Source organism: Chitinophaga eiseniae (assembly GCF_012641265.1).
GTDB lineage: Bacteria > Bacteroidota > Bacteroidia > Chitinophagales > Chitinophagaceae > Chitinophaga > Chitinophaga eiseniae_A.
The window spans coordinates 316019-335506 of sequence record NZ_JABAHZ010000002.1 but is presented as its reverse complement, the minus strand read 5'-3'; the positions used below and the strand labels follow the sequence as shown (position 1 = coordinate 335506).

Genomic DNA, 19488 nt, shown 5'->3' with positions numbered 1-19488 from the left:
AAACGGGCTACAGTAATACCAAGGTATAAACTTTGTGCTTACCTAAGAAGTTATCAACTAATAAGTTACCCACATTTTTGCTTTTTTTTAGTGCCCGGCTCCAATTCTACCGGGTTGAAGAATGGAAAAATGATTGTTACGTGTTAACTTTGCGCTTCTTTTCGGTTCCAGACCAGGGGACCTATGTTATTAATTTCTAATGTTTTCCATTCATGCAAAAGCAAATTAAATCAGCTTTGATCTCCGTTTTCTATAAAGATAACCTGGAGAACATTGTTAAAAAGTTAGGTGAGCAAGGTGTTACCATTTACTCTACCGGCGGTACGCAAAAATTTATTGAGGACCTGGGTGTGAAATGTGTAGCAGTTGAAGACCTGACCGCTTACCCTTCTATTTTAGGGGGACGTGTAAAAACCCTGCACCCTAAAGTGTTTGGTGGTATTCTGGCCCGTCGCGATAACCCGCAGGACCTGGAGCAGCTGAAGGAATACCAGATCCCGGAAATAGACCTGGTAATCGTTGACCTGTACCCTTTTGAGGAAACTGTAAAGAGTACCAGCGTAGAACAAACAATCATTGAGAAAATTGATATAGGTGGAGTTTCCCTGATTCGTGCAGCCGGCAAAAACTACAAAGATGTAGTGATTGTAGCTTCCAAAGATCAGTATGCCGACCTGGAAAAGGTATTAACCGATAACACCGGGGCTACTTCTATTGAAGAACGCAGAAGCTTTGCTGCTAAAGCATTTGAAGTATGTGCCCACTATGATGTAGCCATTTCCCAGTATTTCCTGAACAACGAGCCGGGAGCTAACTTCCAGTTGTCTGTTCCGGAAGGGCAGGTAAACCGTTATGGTGAAAACCCACATCAACGTGGTGTTTTCTATGGCAACCTCAACGAAGTATTCAACAAGCTGCATGGTAAGGAATTATCCTTCAACAACCTGGTAGACGTAGATGCAGCGTGCCAGCTGATCCAGGAGTTTGAAGCCACCACTTTTGCCGTTATCAAACATACCAACGTATGCGGTATTGCCTCCCGCGCTACCCTGAAAGAAGCCTGGGAAGCAGCACTGGCCGGTGATAAGGAAAGTGCTTTCGGGGGTGTACTGGTTACCAATAAAATCATTGATAAAACCACCGCGGAATCCATCAGCGAAATATTCTTTGAAATCCTGATTGCACCTGGCTTTGATGCCGATGCACTTACGGTACTGCAAGCCAAAAAGAACCGCATCTTACTGGAACAAAAGCAACCGGTGAAGAGCAAGTACATGTTCAAAAATGTACTGAACGGTGTATTACTGCAGGATAGCGATAATGGCAATTACAAAGAATGGAATGAAGTTGGCGCTCGTCCGGCTACTGAAGCAGAGAAATCTGACCTGGAATTTGCCAACATCGTATGTAAACACCTGAAATCAAATGCTATCGCGCTGGTAAAGGATAAACAACTGATTGGTAAAGGTTGTGGTCAGACTTCCCGTATCGATGCTTTACGTCATGCCATCGAAAAGGCAGGACAGTTCAACTTTGATCTGAAAGGCGCCGTAATGGCTTCCGATGCTTTCTTCCCATTCAACGACTGCGTAAGCATTGCGCATGAACAGGGTATTAAAGCGGTGATTCAGCCCGGTGGTTCTGTAAGGGACAACGACTCTGTTGAATTCTGCAAAGAACACGATATGGTGATGGTAATGACGGGCATGCGTCATTTCAGACACTAATAAACGTATATAAAGCAATAAGTTGGAAAGCGCCGGAATTCTCCGGCGCTTTCTGGTTTTAATAGCTTAATATTCGAAAAAAAATAATAGTATTGTTGCTTTGTAAACCAATAGTATGCTACCCGCTAAGCGACAAAAGCTAGCGGCCACCGAATGTCCTTTATTCAGCAAAATATCATGCAGGATGCAGCAGATGCAGATTTGATCCGGGAGTATAAAGCCTCCGGCAAACTGGATTTTCTTGCAGCCCTTTACCAGCGTTACATGAACCTGGTATATGGGGTATGCCTGAAATATTTTGATGAAGAAGCCAGTAAGGATGCGGTAATGCAGATCTTTGAGGAACTTATAGATAAATTGAAAGTTCATGAGGTACAGAATTTCAAGAGTTGGTTGCATGTGCTGAGCCGTAACCACTGCCTGATGAAGCTGAGAGCCATGAAAAACAAGGAATCCCGGCAGGTGTCTATAGATGATCACCCTGTTGTGGAAAATGAGGAAATAGGGCATCATGTGAACGGAATAACGTTGGAGGACAATCTCCAAAGCATGGAAAAGTGCCTGGAAACCTTGCCGGAAGAGCAGAAGCGCAGTGTGGACCTGTTTTACCTGCAGGAAAAAAGCTACCGGGAAGTAAGCGTTATTACCGGTTACGAAATGAATAAGGTGAAAAGCTATATCCAGAACGGAAAGCGTAACCTGAAAATATGTATGGAACAACAAAATGTCTGACAAGCGACCACATATAGAACCGGAAGAGCTGGCTGGCTTAATCCACCAATACCTGGCAGGAGAGCTGGACGATAAAGCTATGCACGACCTGGAGCGGTGGGCGCTTGACGACCCGTTCCTGGCCGATGCCCTGGATGGGTATGCCCAGCATTCACCGGATCAACAGGCGCAACAGGCAGATCTTACTGCCAGGTTGGCCCAGCGGATAGCCCCTGAAAAGGGGAAAGTCAGGGCACTGTACTATCGATGGGCCGCTGCCGCCGCTATCCTGTTCCTGATGTTTTCTGCCGGCTGGTTCCTCTGGAATCAACAAAAAGCAGCCCCTCCGATTGCGGGTATACCTGCCGTGCCCACGCCGGCAGCCGATTCAGCTGTGCTGGCACCAGTGCCAGCGTCGCCTGGAACAGATAAATTAGCTAATGCCAATAAAATTGCCCCGGAAACGTCCCGGGCGCCGCAAGTATTATCTAAAAACAGTGAAAACGAGCCTGCTGCTGAATTGTCGCCCACTCAAGACGATGTGGGGGAAGCTGCACCGGCGGTAGCGCCTCCACCTCCCACAGTGGCCGTTGCGCCGGCGCCTGTAGCAGCACCGGCATTAAAATCCGCCAGCCCGGCTACCTGGGCTCCCGCGAAGCCTACTGCCCGTAGCGAAGGTGATCGGGGTTTTGTATCTTCTGATTTATACAAAAGAAAGCGACAGACAGATACGCCTTTATTGGGCAATGTAGCCTTGTTAGACAACAAAGACAAAGCGTTGAATGAGGTAGTGGTGATCGGGTATGGTGCGCAGAAAAAAGAATCTGCATCCACTAAGCTGATGATTCGTGGCATTAGTTCGGATTCAGGTTTACAGGGGGCACTGCAGGGGAAGGTGGCCGGAGTGGCTATTGGACGGGAATCAAATGCGCTTAATGATGTGGTGGTAGTCGGGTATGGCCGTAGCGAAGATGCGGAAGATTTGGGCTACCGCGCACCTTCGCCGGTAACAGGCCTTACGGCTTTTGAGAATTACCTGAATACCAAAACCATTAACCCTGAAAATAAATATAATGGCGTTGTACGTGTAGCCTTTACTGTTATGCCCGATGGGTCATTGCAGAATTTTAAGATACTGCGTCATTTAAACGAAGCCTGTGATGCAGAAGCTATCAGGGTCATTAAAGAAGGTCCGTCGTGGACACCAGCGTCAGACGGGAAGCCTGCCAAAGTCAAAGTAAAGGTGAAATTCAGTGTAAAAAAGAACTAGCCTTTATTCCGCTCTTTCCATTGCTGATTGAAGGATTTAGCGGCAAATACCGGTAGTTCCCGGTTATCTCCCCAGCTTTTGGCAAAAAAACGGCGTAATAGGAAATTCTTCATTTTCCCGCTGGCCAAATTCATCATTTTACGACTGCCACAGCCCTGTTTCCATAAATACCAGGCAAATTTTTCTCCGCCGGAAGTATAATTTTCTTCCACTGCTTTTTGCCGGTTATGCAGCAAGAGTTCGTGCAGGTTGATACGTACCGGGCATACTTCTGTACAATTGCCACATAGGGAAGAGGCAAAGCTCAGGTGTATGTAGGAATCCATTCCTTTCAGATGGGGCGTAATAACAGCGCCAATAGGGCCGCTATAGGTGGCAGCATAAGTATGGCCGCCAATGTTTTTATAAACGGGGCAGGCATTGAGGCAGGAGCCGCAGCGAATGCAATAAAGGCTTTCGCGGGCGGTGGTATCCTGGAGGATATTGGTACGGCCGTTGTCCATCAGGATCACATACATTTCTTCAGGACCGTCGGTTTCTCCTTCCTGGCGGGGACCACTGAAAATACTGTTGTAGGCGGTTACCTGTTGCCCGGTGCCATACGTAGCCAGCAAAGGCCAGAAGAGGCCCAGGTCGGCGATGGAAGGCAATACTTTTTCGATGCCAACCAGTACAATATGTGTTTTGGGAAAAGCAGTGGTGAGGCGTGCATTGCCTTCATTTTCTGTAACTGCCACAGAGCCGGTATCCGCCAGGATGAAGTTGGCGCCGGTGATGCCAATTTCTGCTTCCAGGTATTTATGACGGAGCTTTTCGCGGGCTACGAGGGTGAGCTGCTCTGGCGTAAGACCCGGATCAGTACCCAGTTTTTCTGCAAACAGGCGGGCTACATCTTCCTTGCTCTTGTGCATGGCTGGTGTAACGATATGATAAGGAGGTTCTCCGTCGAGTTGTTGAATATATTCGCCCAGGTCTGTTTCCACGCACTCAATCCCATTGCTTTCCATGAAGGCGTTGAGATGTACCTCTTCGGTGGCCATGGACTTGCTTTTTACAATGCTCTTGCATTGTTTGGCCTGACAGATGGCCAGGATTTCCTGTTGTACCTGTTCTGCTGTTTCGGCCCAGATCACTTTGCCCCCGCGCCGGGTGAAGTTTTGCTCAAATTCTTCCAGGAGGTTATCAAGATGCTCGATCGCTCTCCACTTTATATTTTTAGCTCTTTCGCGCGCAATAGCCAGGTCTGCAAACTGCTGTTTACCGGCTTTTACGGCTGTATTATATTTGCCTATATTGAAATTGATCGTCTGCCGGTGGCCCAGATCAGCCGCTTTTTTATCACTTTCTTCGAGAAAAGTAGATGCTATTTGATGCATAAGCAAGCAATATTCCTGATTAAAGATAGTTAAATCTCAAAATGATTCATTCGTGTTCTTTTCTTGCAATTTTATCCAGCACTTCATAAAATTCCGTGCCGTATTTTCTGATCAAAGCATCCTTGAGGAACCGGTATACGGGTACCTGTAAGGTTTTACCGTTTTTGCAGGCAGGCTTGCAAACATCCCAGCGGTCGTAATTCACCGCTTCAAAGGTTTCATATTTTTTAATACGAATGGGGTAGAGGTGGCAGGAGATGGGCTTTTTAAAGTCCACCACGCCGTCGTTATATGCTTTTTCTATACCGCAACCAACAATGCCATGATCGTCTATGGTAGCGTAAGCGCAGATGCCTTTGTTAACGATGGGCGTTACGTAGCCGTATTCGTCATCGGTGGTATTTGTGCCGGTATGTTCAATTTCTTGTATTCCTTCTGCCCGCAGGTAGGATTTAATTTGCGGATAAATTTTCTTCAGCGTTTTAACTTCCGTTTTCTCAAGCGGGGCGCCACAGTCGCCCGCTACACAGCAGGCTCCTTTACACGCGGAGAGATTGCAAACGAATTGCTCTTCAATTACTTCGTCACTTATGTATTTATCGTCAATGATGATCATCGGGAAATGGTCTTTCGCCTGAATTGTGTAACAGACAATCTTAATAAGACCACAAAGTTACAGTATTACGGGCTTATCTCCAGCGGAGGGTTTCCACCATGTGCCACATGTCCTGTTCCAGGAATTTGTAAACGGGGGCAAGTGAATCGGCATTGGGGGTAGCATCGAAATAGAGGGCTCCCCGGAGAAAGTGATGGAGGGAATCGGTGGCGAAAAATTGTTTGGACGAGGCGGCATTGCCACCTACTTCATAGAAGGTACCATTGACGTGGTTGGGCGTATGAATGGCATTTTCATCAATATATTCGGCCTTGTAAGTGTGTTTATAGGTCATTTTAAAGGCATCATCTACCAGTTTACGGAAGGTGTTATTGCCTGGTCCGATGATTTTATAGCTCAGGTAAATCTTTCCATTGAGCGAGGGGAAGTCTACGTTGATCCAGTAAGGGTTTTCGGGAGCTTCTCCAAAGAAGGAGGTATCCTTTACGATATTGGCGTATGCCGGATATTCAAATGTATAGGGGTATCCTGGCATATCGAATTTGCGGTACTGTCTTTCCGGCAATTTTATCAGGAAATAGCCCCTGGGTTTAGGTGTGGGTATATTTTCACAGGCGGTAAACAGTAATATGAACAGGGAAACCAGGGCGAGGGCCCTTCCTTTTACATCTGGCATTTTAGGCGTATTTAGCAGGCGGTTATACTTATTCAGCGGCATCCGGCCTGATGGTGACCTGTACTTTCTGGATGCGCATTTTATTCACTTCCAGTACAGTAAAATCAAAGTTGTTGTAGTTAATAACGCTGTTTTCTTCCGGAAATTTTCCGGCCAGCTCTAATATGAGGCCGCCAAGGGAGTCGCTTTCGCCTTTTACTGCTTCAAAGGTTTCGGGAGTGATGTTCATGATGCGGCAGGCATCGTTCAGCATGGTTTTGCCTTCAAATACGTAGGTGAAGTTGTCTACTTTGCTGTAGTTGAATTCTTCTTCATCGAATTCGTCTTTGATATCGCCAATTACTTCTTCCATGATATCTTCCAGGGTAACAATACCGGAGGTACCGCCGAATTCGTCTACCACCACGGCAAAGTGCATGCGTCTGCTCTGGAATTCGGAGAGCAGGTCTTCAATTAATTTGTGGCCATGTACAAAGAAGGGCTGGCGCATAACTTCGTGCCAGTCAAAGCTGTCGCCTTTATCGAGGTGAGGCAGCAGGTCTTTAGTATGGATGACGCCAACGATATTGTCGAGATTATCTTTATATACGGGTAACCTGGAGTAGTGGAGGTCAGCCACCCGTTTGATGATGTCGGAGAAGGTGTTGTCGTATTCGACGCCGTTTACATCGAGGCGACCGCGCATAATCTGTTTTACGGTGATGTTTCCGAATTTAAGGATGCCTTTCAGGATATTTTTTTCTTCCTGGGAGGCGGTAGGATCTACGCTCATTTCGATGGCTTCGTCAATTTCCTGGTAGTTGACGGGGCCGGCGCCGCGATGAAAGAGGCTGGCTTCCAGGCTGCTGCTGAGGCTTACAAAGAAATCGCTTACTGGTTCCATGGTGGCATGGATCAGGCTAACAAACCAGGCGAAATAGGTAGCAAACCGGATATTATTCTGGGCTGCCCAAACGCGGGGGAGGATTTGTCCGAAAAACAATAATATGAGGCAGATAGCGGAAATACGTACCACAAGTGAAACTACCGGTAATGTTTGCAGGTCTTCCATTTGGGTTACGAGGTAGTTGGTGATCATAATAAAGGCGATCATCAGCAATACCCCGGCTATTTGCAGGGAGGCCAGTAGGGATTTGGGCTTTTCCAGCAGTTTGGTAATGAGCTTGCCGGAAGCGTTTTGCCGGGTTTTAAGTACGTTCAGGTCCTTATAATTCAAGGAAAAGAAAGCTACCTCTGCGCCGGCCACGATAAAGGTAAGCAGCAGTAGAACGAATATAACAAGCAGGAACACCACCACGTTAGGGGTGCCAATAGGTGTGCTGGCTTGTAAAAGATAGGATACGTTGCTTGCCGAAAGGATGCCCAAAATGTTCAACTTTGATGTAAACAATCAAAAATAAGGGGAAAGTAATTCATGGAATCGCTTTCCCTGCACGCAAATATAAGTAATGTCCCTATATGGGATTACGTACATTTAAAACTTAATATTTTTTTGCAACTAAAACGGCAGATCATCTGCGGGTTCATTCAGGGAGGGGGGAATTTCCATTCCTGGAAAATTTTCGCCCGCACCGGAACCGCTGCTGCTATGGTGAGGTATGGGGTGATCTTGGTTGTTGAGGTCCATGCGTTTATCCAGCATAACCAGGTTATCTCCTACAACTTCGGTAGCAAATTTTTTATTGCCTTCTTTGTCTTCCCAGCTGCGGGTACGTAAACGACCTTCGATGTAAACCAGGCTGCCCTTGTGCAGGTATTTCTGCGCTAATTCGGCCAGTCCGCGCCATAGCACTACCGTATGCCATTCTGTTTGTGATATGAGCTTGCCTGCTCTGTCTTTAAATGTTTCGGTAGTGGCCAGCGAAAATTTGGCTACTGCGATATTCCCCTCCAGAAACTGTACATCCGGATCTCTGCCCAAATTGCCTATCAGGATTACTTTATTAACACCTCTCATAGTTGTAGGTTTTTTTAGTCTATTGTTAAAGAGTTCTTCTTCGATAAATAAACAACCTTCTTAAAGTTAATATTTTTTTCCAATCGATACCTAAAAATTTCTTACTGGCAGCGGATGGAGCAGGATTTTATTATTATGGGCTATTATGGAAGTGATTGAATGTTTAATGTATATTTTTTATCTCTATGTGTGTTGGCTAAAATAATTGAAGGTGGTGGCTTTCCAGGAAAGCAGTAATGGTTTTCGGAAAGGCATATTTGTGCAGGCTGTTTCGTGGTACCAGCGTATAGTCCGGCAGATTTGGCTGTTGCTTTACCGACAGGCTGATGAACAGGCTATGAATAGTTTGATGGGTGAGTTGTTGTTTAAGGGGAGCAGATACTCCTTCCAGTTCGAAGGGTATGCTGCCTAATATAGTTTTAAAAGCGGTGGACGATTGGAGGGTAGTGGCATCTGAAGGGCCGGGAGTTTCAATCAGGATGAACTCGTGCAAATTTTGCCAGATGTCGTTGCTTGTTCTTTTCCGGATAAAGATATCATTCCCGTAATGGAGCAGGAGGTAATTGAAGTATCTTTTTTTGATCTGTAATTTTTTTGTTTTTACCGGGAGAAGGGAGATTAATTGCTGATGACGTGCCACGCATTTTTTGCGAAGGGGGCACTCCTCGCAGGCGGGCTGCTGTGGCTTGCATACAACTGCTCCAAAATCCATGATGCTCTGGTTGTATTCGGCGGAATGTGCTTTGGGGAGCAGTTCCTGTGCCAGGGTATCAAATTGTTTTTTGCCGGCGGTACTGTCAATCGGCGTGTCTATGCCGAAGTAACGGGCCAGCACTCTGAATACATTACCATCCAGTACGGCGTAGGGGAGATGGAAAGCAAAGGAGGCAATGGCGGCGGCGGTATACGGGCCAATGCCTTTGAGTGCTTTAATCTGATCGTATTGATCGGGGAATTTTCCCTCGTGGATGTTGGTAATTTGGCGGGCGGCAGCGAGCATATTTTTACAGCGGGCGTAGTAGCCGAGGCCCTGCCAGAGGCGGAATACTTCCTCATCGGGGGCGGCGGCCAGTTTTTTAACGGTGGGGTAGTGTTGAATAAACCGCTCGTAGTACGGCCAGCCTTGTTCCACGCGGGTTTGCTGAAGAATGATTTCCGATAGCCAGATCTTATATGGATTTTTTTCACCTTTCCAGGGCATGCTGCGGGTATTGGTGTCCCGGTTCCATTCCAGTAATTTTTCGGTAAAAAAATGTCGGTCTGATATCATTTATATATTATTTTAATAAAATTATTTAGTATATTGATATGGCAAATGCTGTACAAAACCCTATAAGGTACAACAGATACCCGTTTCCGGGCCTGCAAATAAATATAAATTATCGCCAATACCAGTTATAAGAAAAAATGATAAAATTTATTTGCTTAAAATTCAGCAATTAGAATTTTTAAATTAACTTTGAGAGTAAAGTAATCCTCTCGCTTTCATATGAGAAAAGCTGATTTAATAAACAACATTGCTGAAAAAACCGGCATCCCCAAAGTAGATGTGCTAGTCACTCTTGAGGCCATGTTCAAAGAGGTGAAAGAAGCATTAGCTAACGGAGAACATATTTATATCCGTGGCTTTGGTAGCTTTATCACAAAGAAAAGGGCCGCTAAGATTGGGCGTAACATCAAGAAGAACGTAGCTGTGGAGATCCCCGAGCATTTTATTCCGGCATTCAAACCTTCGAAAGAATTTGTTGCTGAGGTAAAGAAGCTCAAAAGTTCTTAATTTTGCAGCCTAATATTTTAGGCGATGCAAAAATCACAAGTTCTTCTGGTGGGTGCTGCGGTAGCACTATTGGTGATATTATTCGCCTTTGGCCGTACTGTGCCCCGGTCAGAAAAGAAACCTATGTCATCTGCTGCCCCTATGCAGGGTGGTCAGGATGTGGAACCTATTGCCTTCTCTGAACTGCTGGCTACAGCAAAAGGGAAAATTCCTGCTGACAAACTTTTACAGGTTAATACCATTGAAACCAATGTTGTTCGTGGGGATGTAAAAACCCAGAAGATTGCTGCATACCAGCAATTGTACAGCACATGGGACAGTTTGAATCAGCTCCCGGTAGCCGCATATTATCTTGGCGAAGCCGCTAAGTTGGAAAATTCCGAAAAAAGCCTCACCTTTGCAGCCAATTTATTTTTAGCCCACCTACAACACGCAGAAGATCCGCGTATTGCAAAATGGGAGGCCGGGCAGGCAATTGCTTTGTTTGATCAGGCCATACAGCTGAACCCAGCTAACGACACGCTGAAAATATCACAGGCCATGGTATATATGAATACCGGTGAGCCTATGACAGGAGTAGCCAAGCTGAGGGAAGTCGTTGCTGCTCATCCTGATAACATAGATGCACAGGTTACATTAGCTAATCTGGCCATTACATCAGGTCAGTACGACAAAGCTATCGAAAGACTGGAAGGGGTACTGAAAACGCATCCCGATAACGCAAAAGTGTTATTTGTACTGGCGGAATCGTATAGAAGTAAAGGAGATAAGCAAAAAGCCATTGAATTGTTTGAAAAAAGCAAGCAATTCATGAATGATCCGGAACTGAAGAAGGAAGTAGATAGCTACATTAAGAGCATTAAATAATATTATTTTTCAATCATTTAAAAACGTATCAGCGTATGCCTTGCGGTAAGAAAAGAAAAAGACATAAAATTGCCACTCACAAGCGTAAAAAAAGACTGAGAAAGAACCGGCATAAAAGTAAGAAGAAATAATTACTCCAGTTTCCCGCCATTTATACTAATCAGGTATTTTCCCGGCGCGGTGGTCGGATAAAAATTTTCATATATCCTGCATGATTCTAGCATTTACTTCTTAAATTGCTATAGTCATGCAGGTTGTTTCCATAGATCCCGCAATTGAACTCTCCGGACATTGCCTGCAGTGATCGCTGAACCCTTAAGCAATCCATCATCACGAACGTGAAGAAATACGCTAACTTTATGGTGAGCTATTGTTTTGGTATGCAGTAAGCTGTTCTTAATAGCCGTGTGCATAACATAAAGGTGAAGTTTTAAAGGTTAAAATTTTGGACGCTTGAATAAGGAACTTATTATAAATGCGGCTCCCACAGGGGTGGAAATTGCGTTACTGGAAGATAAGAAGCTAGTTGAATTACATCACGAAAGTGGCAATCCTAACTTCGCAGTAGGCGATTTGTACCTGGGTAAAGTCAAAAAGCTGATACCCGGCTTAAATGCTGCATTTGTCGACGTAGGCTTCGAGAAAGATGCCTTTTTACATTATACGGATCTAAGCCCCTATATCCGCTCTATTCTTAAATTTACCGCCATGGCCATCAGCGATAAAACGCCCGATGGTTTTGACTTCACTAAATTTAAAAATGAACCGGAAATAGTAAAGACCGGTAAGATTACGGACGTACTGGGAGGAAAACCCAATATCCTCGTACAAATTCTGAAAGAACCCATTTCTTCTAAAGGCCCACGCCTTAGCTGCGAAATCTCTTTACCCGGAAGATTTATCGTGTTAACACCCTTTAATGATATTGTTGCGGTTTCAAAGAAAATCCACTCTTCCGAAGAAAGAAAAAGACTGCAGAAAATCGTGGAAGCGATCAAAGCGCCCAATTTTGGCGTAATCGTTCGCACCGCCGCTGAAGGAAAGAAAACAGCAGAATTACACGAAGACCTGACTACCCTCGTTCAAACCTGGAAAAATATCCAGGCGAATCTCAACGGCGGCCAGGCCCCGCAGAAGATTCTCAGTGAACAAACCAAAACAACCAGTATCCTCCGCGATCTGCTCAACGAGAGCTTTAACCGTATCGTAGTCAACGATAAAAACATATATACAGACGCTAAAACGTATATCCAGAAAATTGCTCCGGAAAAGTCTGATATCGTTAACTACTACAATAACGGATCTCCCATTTTCGATAATTTCGGTATTACCCGGCAGGTGAAAGCCTCCTTCGGTAAAACCGTTAACCTCGATAGTGGCGTATATCTCATTATTGAAGCCACTGAAGCCCTGCACGTGGTAGACGTAAACAGCGGCTATAAAAGCTCCAGTAATAACCAGGAACAAAATGCCCTCGCCTCCAACCTGGAAGCCGCCGCAGAAATTGCCCGGCAACTGAGATTGAGAGACCTCGGCGGTATCATTATCATCGATTTCATTGATATGAAACTGCCGGAAAACAAAAAAGCCATCTTTGAAGCCATGGAAAAGTTCATGGCGCAAGACCGGGCTAAACACACCATCTTACCTATATCGAAATTTGGTCTCATGCAGATTACCCGCCAACGGGTAAAACCTGAGATCACTATATCTGTTGCGGAAGATTGTCCTACCTGCCGGGGAACAGGTAAAATCGGCGCCTCCATGCTGATTCTTGAAGACATTGAAAAAAATCTGCAATACCTGCTGAATCACCAGCATAAAGGACTTACCATCCGCGTACACCCTATACTACATGCTTACCTGACTAAGGGATTCCTGGGATCCAAACAATGGAAATGGTACTTCCAGTATAAAAAATGGATCAAATTAAAAGCAGATGCTAACTACCATCTTACTGAATATCGCTTTTTCGACGCCAACGATGAAGAAATAAAGTTGTAAGAAAAAGGAACCTATAAAGCTATTAAAATGAATCGCCCCCCGCAATTACGGGGGGCGATTCATTTTAATAGCTTTATCATTTTGTGTACTGCGCTTCTAAAACCATATATTTCATACATTTACCCTATTATCCCCATTGATATTATTGTCATGATTGTTTTAAGAAAATAAAATATACATCCATTACGCATATGACTATACGTTTCTACACCTCACTGGCTTTATTATCCCTGATTATTTTCGCTGCCTGCCAGCAGCAGAGTGGTACCCGCAAGAAAACAAAAACCAGGGATACCACCCACTATACCAGGCAGGACTATATTGATCAGACGATTGACAGCAACTATGTGAACCAGTTTCTGACGGCCAATACCTCCTATGATGCCTATGATGAATATATCCGCAATTTCTACCGCAAGCGCGATTTCCATTACGCCTGGATCGATAAAAACGGGTTAACAGAGCAAGCAGGCAACTTCATCAACATGATGAAAAATGACGCTGCTTATGGGATTAAAGACAGTAGCCTGATGACACCTGATCTGCAGCAGCTGACTGATACCATGCTGGTAAGCGATTCGGGGCTGAAGCCCGGTGATACGGCCATCCCGCGCATAGAAATGATGCTCACCGCTCAATTTTTTGCTTATGGTAATAAGGTATGGGGTGGATTGACTGCCGATTCCACCAAGGACCTGGAATGGTTTATTCCACGTAAGAAGATTGATATGGAAAGCCTGCTGGACTCCATGGTGGCCAAGAAGAACAATGCCTTTGAAGATGATGAACCGGTAAACAGACAGTATATTCTCCTGCGTCAACAGTTGAAAAAACTGGCTAAAATAGCTACAGATAATAAATGGGACTCTATCCGGACAAGCGCAAAAAGCTTTAAAAAGGGAGATTCTGCTGAAGTAATTGCCCAGGTAAAATACAGGTTGGAAGCCTTTGGCGATTTGCCCGGAACGGATAGCAGCCAACGCTTTACCGCTGTACTGGACACGGCTGTTCGGGCTTTCCAGGACCGTATGGGGATAAAAGTAGATGGCCTTATCAACAAAAATGTACTCGATGCGCTGAATGTGCCGGTAGAAGACCGTATCCGGAAAATATTGCTGAACATGGAGCGTTTACGCTGGGTACCCATAGAGCCTACTACAGACTATATCCTGGTAAACATTCCGCAATTTAAAATGCATGCATATGAAAAAGGCAAATTGGCCTGGAGTGCAAATGTAGTGGTGGGTAAGCCCGGGGCTAATACCGTGATATTTACTAAAGAATTGCGTTATATCGTGTTTAGCCCCTATTGGAATGTACCTCCGGGCATCCTGTCCAAAGAAGTAGTACCGGGTTTAAAACGTGGCGCTGGCAGCTACCTGGCCAGGCAGAATATGGAGATAGTGGGCGCCAGCGGCAAGGTGGTGGCTCCCGGATCCATTAATTTCAGCAAGTATTCCGGGGGAAATTTTCCGTATGTGGTACGTCAGAAGCCCGGTGGCAAGAACTCCCTGGGCAAGGTGAAATTCCTGTTTCCCAACGAGTATAATATTTACCTGCATGATACCCCTGCACGTTATTTGTTTGGAGAAAACAAGCGTTCTTTCAGCCACGGTTGTATCAGGGTTTCCGAGCCCAAACACCTGGCGGAATGGTTGCTGCGCGATGATTCTTCCTGGACCTCCCAGAAGATAGATGATGCAATGAATGCCGGGAAAGAAAAATTTGTGACGGTGAAAGATAAGGTGCCGGTATTTATTGTTTACTTCACTGCCTTCGTGGATCACAATGGCCAGCTGAATTTCAGGGACGATGTATATGGCCACGACCAGAAACTGGCGGCTACGTTATTTGGTAAGTAGAGCAGGAAGCAGAAAGCGAAAAGCTATTGTGGAGAATGACCAGAGCGATTTTCAAATATCCGCTTATATCATTCTCCACAATAGCTTTTCGCTTTCTGCGTTCTGCTAATCTACGGCTATCACAGATATTTCCACATTTACGCCTTTAGGCAGGGCTGCTACCTGAACGGTTTCCCGGGCTGGGAAGTCGCTGGTAAAATAGCTACCATATGCTTCATTCACCTGCGGGAAAGTTTGCATATCTGTTAAGAAGATAGTGGTTTTAACCACGTTTTGAAAACTCATACCAGCGGCAGTAAGTACTGCTTCCAGGTTTTTCATCGCCTGATGGGTTTCATCTGAGATGCCTGAAGTAACCAGGTTACCTGAAGCCGGGTCCAGGGGAATTTGTCCGGATACATAGAGGGTATTCCCCACTTTTACAGACTGGTTATAAGGCCCGATAGGAGCGGGCGCATTGGGAGTATTAATAATTTGCTTTTCCATAGAAACGAAAGTAAATAATAAATAAGAACGTACAAATGTCTGTAGGGGCAGATGTACGTTAATTAATGATTCTTTATTAGGTTTGCCGAAATTTAACGCATGAATATCCTGGTAATAGCAGATGCGCAACGGTTTGAAGAATTGCAGCAGAAGGGAATAGCCAAGCATCATGAAATACAGTGGAAAACGAGCCTGGAAGAGGTTTTATCGTTGAAAGTATTCGACCTGGTGCTGGATCTTATTTTCGATGACCGGCCTGAGCATGCCGGGATATATGCAAAGAACCCGGCGGTGCCGGTACTGGCAGGAATGGCAAAAACCTCGCTGGCTGAAATCATGAACCAGTATGCGTTTGAGCAGGGTTTCAATATTATGGGCTGTAATTTCCTGCCTGGTTTTGTGAGCATGCCGGTAACGGAAGTGTCGGTAATGGACGAAGGGCAACGGGAAACAGTAGATGATATTATGCACGAGTTAGGCTGGGAATACGCCCTGGTAGCGGATGCTGTTGGGATGGTTACTCCCAGGGTAGTATGTATGATTGTTAATGAAGCCTACCTGGCCCTGGAAGAGGGTACTGCTTCCCTGGAAGATATAGATACCTCCATGCGCTTAGGCACCAATTATCCGTATGGGCCTTTTGAGTGGAGCGAGCGGATTGGGATCAGGCATGTATATGAAGTATTAAAAGCAGTGCACGATGTTACCGGCGATGACCGTTATGCCGTAGCAGGGGCGCTGCAAACAGCATACGAAGCGATTTAATTTTTTTCATGGCACTCATATTAAATATAGATACCGCTACTACTATTGGTTCGGTAAGTCTTTCCCGCGATGGGCAAGAGATACAGACGCTGGTAAACGAAAAGCAACAGGATCATGCCGCTGCAATGATCTTGTTTGTGCAACAGATATTAAAGGACCAGGGGATTAGTGCACAGGAGCTGGATGCTGTGGCGGTGAGCGCGGGTCCGGGTTCGTATACGGGTTTACGTGTGGGTGTGGCCACGGCCAAAGGACTATGCTATGCCTGGAATAAGCCGCTGCTGGCGGTTTCCACGCTACAGATGATGGCACAGGGATTATTGGCAGAAGTAAAAGATACCGCTGCCTGGTATTGTCCAATGCTGGATGCCCGCAGGCAGGAGGTATTCATGGCGATCTATGATGCCCGGTTACAAGAGGTGATGGCGCCACAGGCGATGATCCTGGAGCCTCATTTATTAGAAGCACCATTGACCGAAAAGAAAATTTATTTCTTTGGAGATGGTAGCCCAAAATGGGAGTTGATGTTATCTTCTCCTAAAAATGCTATTTTTGAAAAATACGTGATAAATGCTGCGCATATGGCTCCGCTTTCAGCGCAGGCGTTCGAGAAAAAACAATTCGTTGATCTGGCTTATTTCAGTCCTTTTTATCTGAAACCCTTCTTTTCTCCCCAAAAAACCTAGCACATACGTTTGATTTGTCATAGAATAGTCAAATTACATCTAATTTGCAAGTATCCGGGGGTTATATATGATAAAATAAGGTATGGAAATTTTTTTTATTGTGATAGATATTATATTTTTGTATAAATCGATAACCGCAATTGTTGTCTAACTGTTTGCGAGTACTGTCCGTTGATCCCTTTCATTTCATCATTTTTTTAAAACTATTATGCGATGGAAAAAACATTATTAACTACCTCTTCTAATACTCTTATTATTTCTAGAGGTACCAATGAAAAAGACCAGATCAAATTGGATTACATTGCCGTTAAGAAAGCCGCTATGGTTTTGCGTGCTATCAACCATAAGCTGCGCCAGCAGATGATTAAGCTGCTGGAAGACCACAAGAAAATGACTGTGACAGAGATCTATGTGAAATTGCGTCTGGAACAATCGGTAGCGTCACAGCACCTGGCCATTTTAAGGCGTGCAGGCATTGTAATTACAGAAAGAGATGGTAAGTTTATTCACTACACCATCAACAAGCAACGTATTGCTGAAGTGGCGAAGTTCGTGGAAGAACTTGTTGGTTAAAAGTATTGGTCCGTATCACATACGGAAAACATTATATAAAAAGGTAGCCTTTATGGCTACTTTTTTATTTTGGTATAGATTTTATCCATAAGTGGAGCGCCGGAGAAGTTGTAAATTTGACAAAATCAAAAACCATGTTCGTAAAACAATTGTACACCAACTGTTTGTCAGAAGCTGCTTACTTCATTGCATCTGAAGGAGTAGCGGTTGTGATAGACCCGTTACGAGATATCGAGGTTTATCTTGATCTGGCAAAAGAACACAACGCAACCATTCAATACATTTTTGAAACGCATTTTCATGCGGACTTTGTTTCAGGACACCTGGAACTCGCTGCCGCCACGGGCGCAAAAATCGTTTATGGTCCTGGCGCAGTAACCAACTTCGAAACGTATGTTGCCAACGACAACGAAGTTTTCAACATCGGGGCAGTAACAATGAAAGTATTGCATACACCCGGTCACACCCTGGAATCTTCCTGCTACCTACTGTCTGATGAAAAGCAACAGCCTTATGCTGTATTCACCGGAGATACCTTATTCGTAGGGGATGTAGGCCGCCCGGACCTGTTCAGCGGTAATTTAACCAAAGAAGAGCTCGCCGACTACCTGTTTGATTCTCTCAACAGTAAAATCAAAACTTTGCCGGACAACGTGATCGTATACCCCGCGCATGGCCCCGGATCTGCCTGTGGTAAAAACCTGGGACCAAATACTTTCAGTACCATTGGTGATGAAAAAGCGACCAACTATGCGTTACTGGCAACAGACAAGCAGGAATTTATTAACCAGGTGACCAGTGGTTTAAGCACTCCTCCTTCTTATTTTCCGATTAATGCAAAAATCAACAAAGAAGGTTATGATGCGCTAAAAGCCGTAATGGAAAAAGCGATGCAGCCACTCGGGCCCGCGGCATTTAAAGCGAAGGCAAAAGGAGGCGCCCTGATCCTGGATACCCGCCCGGCTAAGGAATTTGGCGATGGATTTGTACCTGGCGCCATCAGCATTGGGCTGGAAGGCCGCTTCGCTGAATGGGCCGGTAGCCTGTTACCATTTGACCAGGATATTATCCTGGTAGCGCCCATCGGCCAGGAGGAAGAAACTGTGGTAAGAATGGCGAGGGTAGGCTTCGACAATGTAGTAGGTTACCTGGAAGGTGGTTATCCTGCCTGGGCTGCCTCCGGAGAAGCCGTCGACCTGATCATCACCGTGGAAGCAGATGAACTGGCCATGGATATTCCGCATGATCCCAACCTGGTGATCGTGGATGTACGTAAACCCATTGAATTTGCAGATGGTCATATCAAAAATGCCATCAATATTTCCCTGGGCGACATGGTAGATCCTGGTAAGATTGCGGATTTTGAAGATAATCATAACCTGTATGTGCATTGCCAGGGTGGTTACCGCAGTATCATTGCCTGCTCTATCATGAAAAGAGAAGGTATCCACAACCTGCGCAACGTAGATGGTGGCTTCGCTAAAATGAAAGACCAGAAAGGATTACAGGTAGTACAGGAAAAAACAGTACTCAACTAATCGTTATATATCATCAAGTGCAGGAGCGGTAGCCACCAGGTTGCCGCTCCTCTTTTTTGGCCATTCCCCGTGTATTCGTTAACTTCTGGAATAAAATGTTTGGGAATGACTAACAAAAGCCTGATAGCCTCGTTATGTTTGGGCGTATGTTTGTTCGCCTGTCAGCCTTCCGATTCGGCCCTTCAAAAAGAAGTAAATGAAAAACTAAGCCTGGTACCGGGCATCACCGCAGAAGTAAAAAACGGGATAGTTATCCTGAGTGGGGAAGTGAGCGACGAGGTTGCCAAATCCGCTGCAGAAGATGCGCTCCGGGGTGTAAAAGGAATTAAGTCGGTACAGGATAACATCACGGTAAAAGCGCCACTACCTGCCGCACCGCCGCCGCAAACAGCCATTGTTGACGATCCGGATCAACTACTCAAAAAGAAATTAGATGCTGTGTACGCCGCGAATGGATTTACCGATATCACAGTCACCATTTCAGCCGGAGAAATAACGCTGGACGGTACTGCGAAAAGGAAGCAGCTACGCAAAGTTGTGCAGCTGGCACAACAGGCTTCCAATAAGAAAGTTGTTAGCCATGTAAAAGGGAAATAA

Annotated in this window: 19 protein-coding genes; 12 read left to right on the top strand and 7 right to left on the bottom strand. The window is 45.2% G+C overall.

All coding sequences use genetic code 11. The annotated features are described in order from the left end of the window. Window positions 1–212: 212 nt before the first annotated feature. The 3 genes from purH (at window position 213) to HGH91_RS08930 (ending at window position 3708) form a co-directional block, all read left to right on the top strand. A complete protein-coding gene (gene purH / locus HGH91_RS08940) occupies window positions 213–1727 on the top strand; it encodes a bifunctional phosphoribosylaminoimidazolecarboxamide formyltransferase/IMP cyclohydrolase (RefSeq protein WP_168738124.1) in 1515 nt (504 codons plus the stop codon). A gap of 153 nt (window positions 1728–1880) precedes the next feature. Beyond that, window positions 1881–2459, top strand: a complete 579-nt coding sequence (locus tag HGH91_RS08935; RefSeq protein WP_168738123.1) for an RNA polymerase sigma factor — start codon at window positions 1881–1883, stop codon at window positions 2457–2459. Then, complete coding sequence (locus HGH91_RS08930; RefSeq protein WP_168738122.1) at window positions 2452–3708, top strand: TonB family protein; 1257 nt, start codon at window positions 2452–2454, stop codon at window positions 3706–3708. Before HGH91_RS08935 ends, HGH91_RS08930 begins: the two co-directional genes overlap by 8 nt. Here the strand turns inward: HGH91_RS08930 and HGH91_RS08925 are convergent. The 6 genes from HGH91_RS08925 to mutY form a co-directional block, all read right to left on the bottom strand. Next, on the bottom strand, window positions 3705–5084 hold the full coding sequence (locus HGH91_RS08925) for a LutB/LldF family L-lactate oxidation iron-sulfur protein (protein ID WP_168738121.1): 1380 nt from the start codon (window positions 5082–5084) through the stop codon (window positions 3705–3707). The two genes, HGH91_RS08930 and HGH91_RS08925, sit on opposite strands and share 4 nt — an antisense overlap. Before the next feature lie 46 nt (window positions 5085–5130). Further along, on the bottom strand, window positions 5131–5700 hold the full coding sequence (locus HGH91_RS08920) for a DUF3109 family protein (protein ID WP_168738120.1): 570 nt from the start codon (window positions 5698–5700) through the stop codon (window positions 5131–5133). Window positions 5701–5773: 73 nt separating this feature from the next. Then, complete coding sequence (locus tag HGH91_RS08915) at window positions 5774–6376, bottom strand: hypothetical protein (protein WP_168738119.1); 603 nt, start codon at window positions 6374–6376, stop codon at window positions 5774–5776. A gap of 28 nt (window positions 6377–6404) precedes the next feature. Beyond that, the gene (gene gldE, locus HGH91_RS08910) at window positions 6405–7742 is read right to left on the bottom strand and encodes a gliding motility-associated protein GldE (RefSeq protein WP_247651695.1); all 1338 of its coding nucleotides are present in this window, start codon (window positions 7740–7742) and stop codon (window positions 6405–6407) included. 132 nt (window positions 7743–7874) lie between these two features. After that, window positions 7875–8333, bottom strand: a complete 459-nt coding sequence (locus HGH91_RS08905; protein ID WP_168738117.1) for a single-stranded DNA-binding protein — start codon at window positions 8331–8333, stop codon at window positions 7875–7877. Between the two features lie 196 nt (window positions 8334–8529). Then, complete coding sequence (gene mutY, locus HGH91_RS08900) at window positions 8530–9603, bottom strand: A/G-specific adenine glycosylase (protein ID WP_168738116.1); 1074 nt, start codon at window positions 9601–9603, stop codon at window positions 8530–8532. A gap of 219 nt (window positions 9604–9822) precedes the next feature. Here mutY and HGH91_RS08895 point away from each other — a divergent pair, with 219 nt between their 5' ends. From HGH91_RS08895 to HGH91_RS08880, 4 genes are all read left to right on the top strand, one after another. Further along, window positions 9823–10110, top strand: a complete 288-nt coding sequence (locus HGH91_RS08895) for an HU family DNA-binding protein (RefSeq protein ID WP_073084475.1) — start codon at window positions 9823–9825, stop codon at window positions 10108–10110. Between the two features lie 24 nt (window positions 10111–10134). After that, the gene (locus HGH91_RS08890; protein WP_168738115.1) at window positions 10135–10977 is read left to right on the top strand and encodes a tetratricopeptide repeat protein; all 843 of its coding nucleotides are present in this window, start codon (window positions 10135–10137) and stop codon (window positions 10975–10977) included. Between the two features lie 453 nt (window positions 10978–11430). Beyond that, the gene (locus tag HGH91_RS08885) at window positions 11431–12981 is read left to right on the top strand and encodes an Rne/Rng family ribonuclease (RefSeq protein ID WP_168738114.1); all 1551 of its coding nucleotides are present in this window, start codon (window positions 11431–11433) and stop codon (window positions 12979–12981) included. 191 nt (window positions 12982–13172) lie between these two features. Then, window positions 13173–14843: a murein L,D-transpeptidase gene (locus HGH91_RS08880; RefSeq protein ID WP_168738113.1), complete on the top strand. Its 1671-nt coding sequence runs from the start codon at window positions 13173–13175 to the stop codon at window positions 14841–14843. 105 nt (window positions 14844–14948) lie between these two features. On the opposite strand, the gene HGH91_RS08875 is transcribed toward HGH91_RS08880, so the two are convergent. Continuing rightward, on the bottom strand, window positions 14949–15329 hold the full coding sequence (locus tag HGH91_RS08875) for a RidA family protein (protein ID WP_168738112.1): 381 nt from the start codon (window positions 15327–15329) through the stop codon (window positions 14949–14951). 99 nt (window positions 15330–15428) lie between these two features. On the opposite strand from HGH91_RS08875, the gene HGH91_RS08870 reads away from it, so the two are divergent. The 5 genes from HGH91_RS08870 to HGH91_RS08850 all read left to right on the top strand — a co-directional run bounded on the left by HGH91_RS08870 (window position 15429) and on the right by HGH91_RS08850 (window position 19488). After that, entirely contained in the window at window positions 15429–16094 is a 666-nt protein-coding gene (locus HGH91_RS08870; RefSeq protein WP_168738111.1) for a 3-hydroxyacyl-CoA dehydrogenase family protein, read from the top strand. An 8-nt stretch (window positions 16095–16102) separates the two neighbouring features. Beyond that, a complete protein-coding gene (gene tsaB / locus HGH91_RS08865; protein ID WP_168738110.1) occupies window positions 16103–16780 on the top strand; it encodes a tRNA (adenosine(37)-N6)-threonylcarbamoyltransferase complex dimerization subunit type 1 TsaB in 678 nt (225 codons plus the stop codon). A 213-nt stretch (window positions 16781–16993) separates the two neighbouring features. After that, window positions 16994–17353 (top strand): ArsR/SmtB family transcription factor, encoded by a 360-nt coding sequence (locus HGH91_RS08860; protein ID WP_012788619.1) that lies wholly within the window; start codon window positions 16994–16996, stop codon window positions 17351–17353. Window positions 17354–17487: 134 nt separating this feature from the next. Then, complete coding sequence (locus HGH91_RS08855) at window positions 17488–18891, top strand: MBL fold metallo-hydrolase (RefSeq protein ID WP_168738109.1); 1404 nt, start codon at window positions 17488–17490, stop codon at window positions 18889–18891. Between the two features lie 105 nt (window positions 18892–18996). Continuing rightward, window positions 18997–19488, top strand: a complete 492-nt coding sequence (locus tag HGH91_RS08850) for a BON domain-containing protein (RefSeq protein ID WP_168738108.1) — start codon at window positions 18997–18999, stop codon at window positions 19486–19488.

Excerpts from the sequence above, each read along its gene's own strand:
- HGH91_RS08850 (WP_168738108.1), top strand. The coding sequence starts at position 18,997 with ATGACTAACAAAAGCCTGATAGCCTCGTTATGTTTGGGCGTATGTTTG.
- HGH91_RS08880 (WP_168738113.1), top strand. The coding sequence starts at position 13,173 with ATGACTATACGTTTCTACACCTCACTGGCTTTATTATCCCTGATTATT.
- HGH91_RS08890 (WP_168738115.1), top strand. The coding sequence starts at position 10,135 with ATGCAAAAATCACAAGTTCTTCTGGTGGGTGCTGCGGTAGCACTATTG.
- HGH91_RS08855 (WP_168738109.1), top strand. The coding sequence starts at position 17,488 with ATGTTCGTAAAACAATTGTACACCAACTGTTTGTCAGAAGCTGCTTAC.
- HGH91_RS08925 (WP_168738121.1), bottom strand. The coding sequence starts at position 5,084 with ATGCATCAAATAGCATCTACTTTTCTCGAAGAAAGTGATAAAAAAGCG.
- tsaB (WP_168738110.1), top strand. The coding sequence starts at position 16,103 with ATGGCACTCATATTAAATATAGATACCGCTACTACTATTGGTTCGGTA.
- HGH91_RS08870 (WP_168738111.1), top strand. The coding sequence starts at position 15,429 with ATGAATATCCTGGTAATAGCAGATGCGCAACGGTTTGAAGAATTGCAG.
- HGH91_RS08875 (WP_168738112.1), bottom strand. The coding sequence starts at position 15,329 with ATGGAAAAGCAAATTATTAATACTCCCAATGCGCCCGCTCCTATCGGG.
- HGH91_RS08905 (WP_168738117.1), bottom strand. The coding sequence starts at position 8,333 with ATGAGAGGTGTTAATAAAGTAATCCTGATAGGCAATTTGGGCAGAGAT.
- mutY (WP_168738116.1), bottom strand. The coding sequence starts at position 9,603 with ATGATATCAGACCGACATTTTTTTACCGAAAAATTACTGGAATGGAAC.
- HGH91_RS08860 (WP_012788619.1), top strand. The coding sequence starts at position 16,994 with ATGGAAAAAACATTATTAACTACCTCTTCTAATACTCTTATTATTTCT.
- HGH91_RS08930 (WP_168738122.1), top strand. The coding sequence starts at position 2,452 with ATGTCTGACAAGCGACCACATATAGAACCGGAAGAGCTGGCTGGCTTA.
- HGH91_RS08935 (WP_168738123.1), top strand. The coding sequence starts at position 1,881 with ATGTCCTTTATTCAGCAAAATATCATGCAGGATGCAGCAGATGCAGAT.
- HGH91_RS08895 (WP_073084475.1), top strand. The coding sequence starts at position 9,823 with ATGAGAAAAGCTGATTTAATAAACAACATTGCTGAAAAAACCGGCATC.
- HGH91_RS08915 (WP_168738119.1), bottom strand. The coding sequence starts at position 6,376 with ATGCCAGATGTAAAAGGAAGGGCCCTCGCCCTGGTTTCCCTGTTCATA.
- purH (WP_168738124.1), top strand. The coding sequence starts at position 213 with ATGCAAAAGCAAATTAAATCAGCTTTGATCTCCGTTTTCTATAAAGAT.
- HGH91_RS08920 (WP_168738120.1), bottom strand. The coding sequence starts at position 5,700 with ATGATCATCATTGACGATAAATACATAAGTGACGAAGTAATTGAAGAG.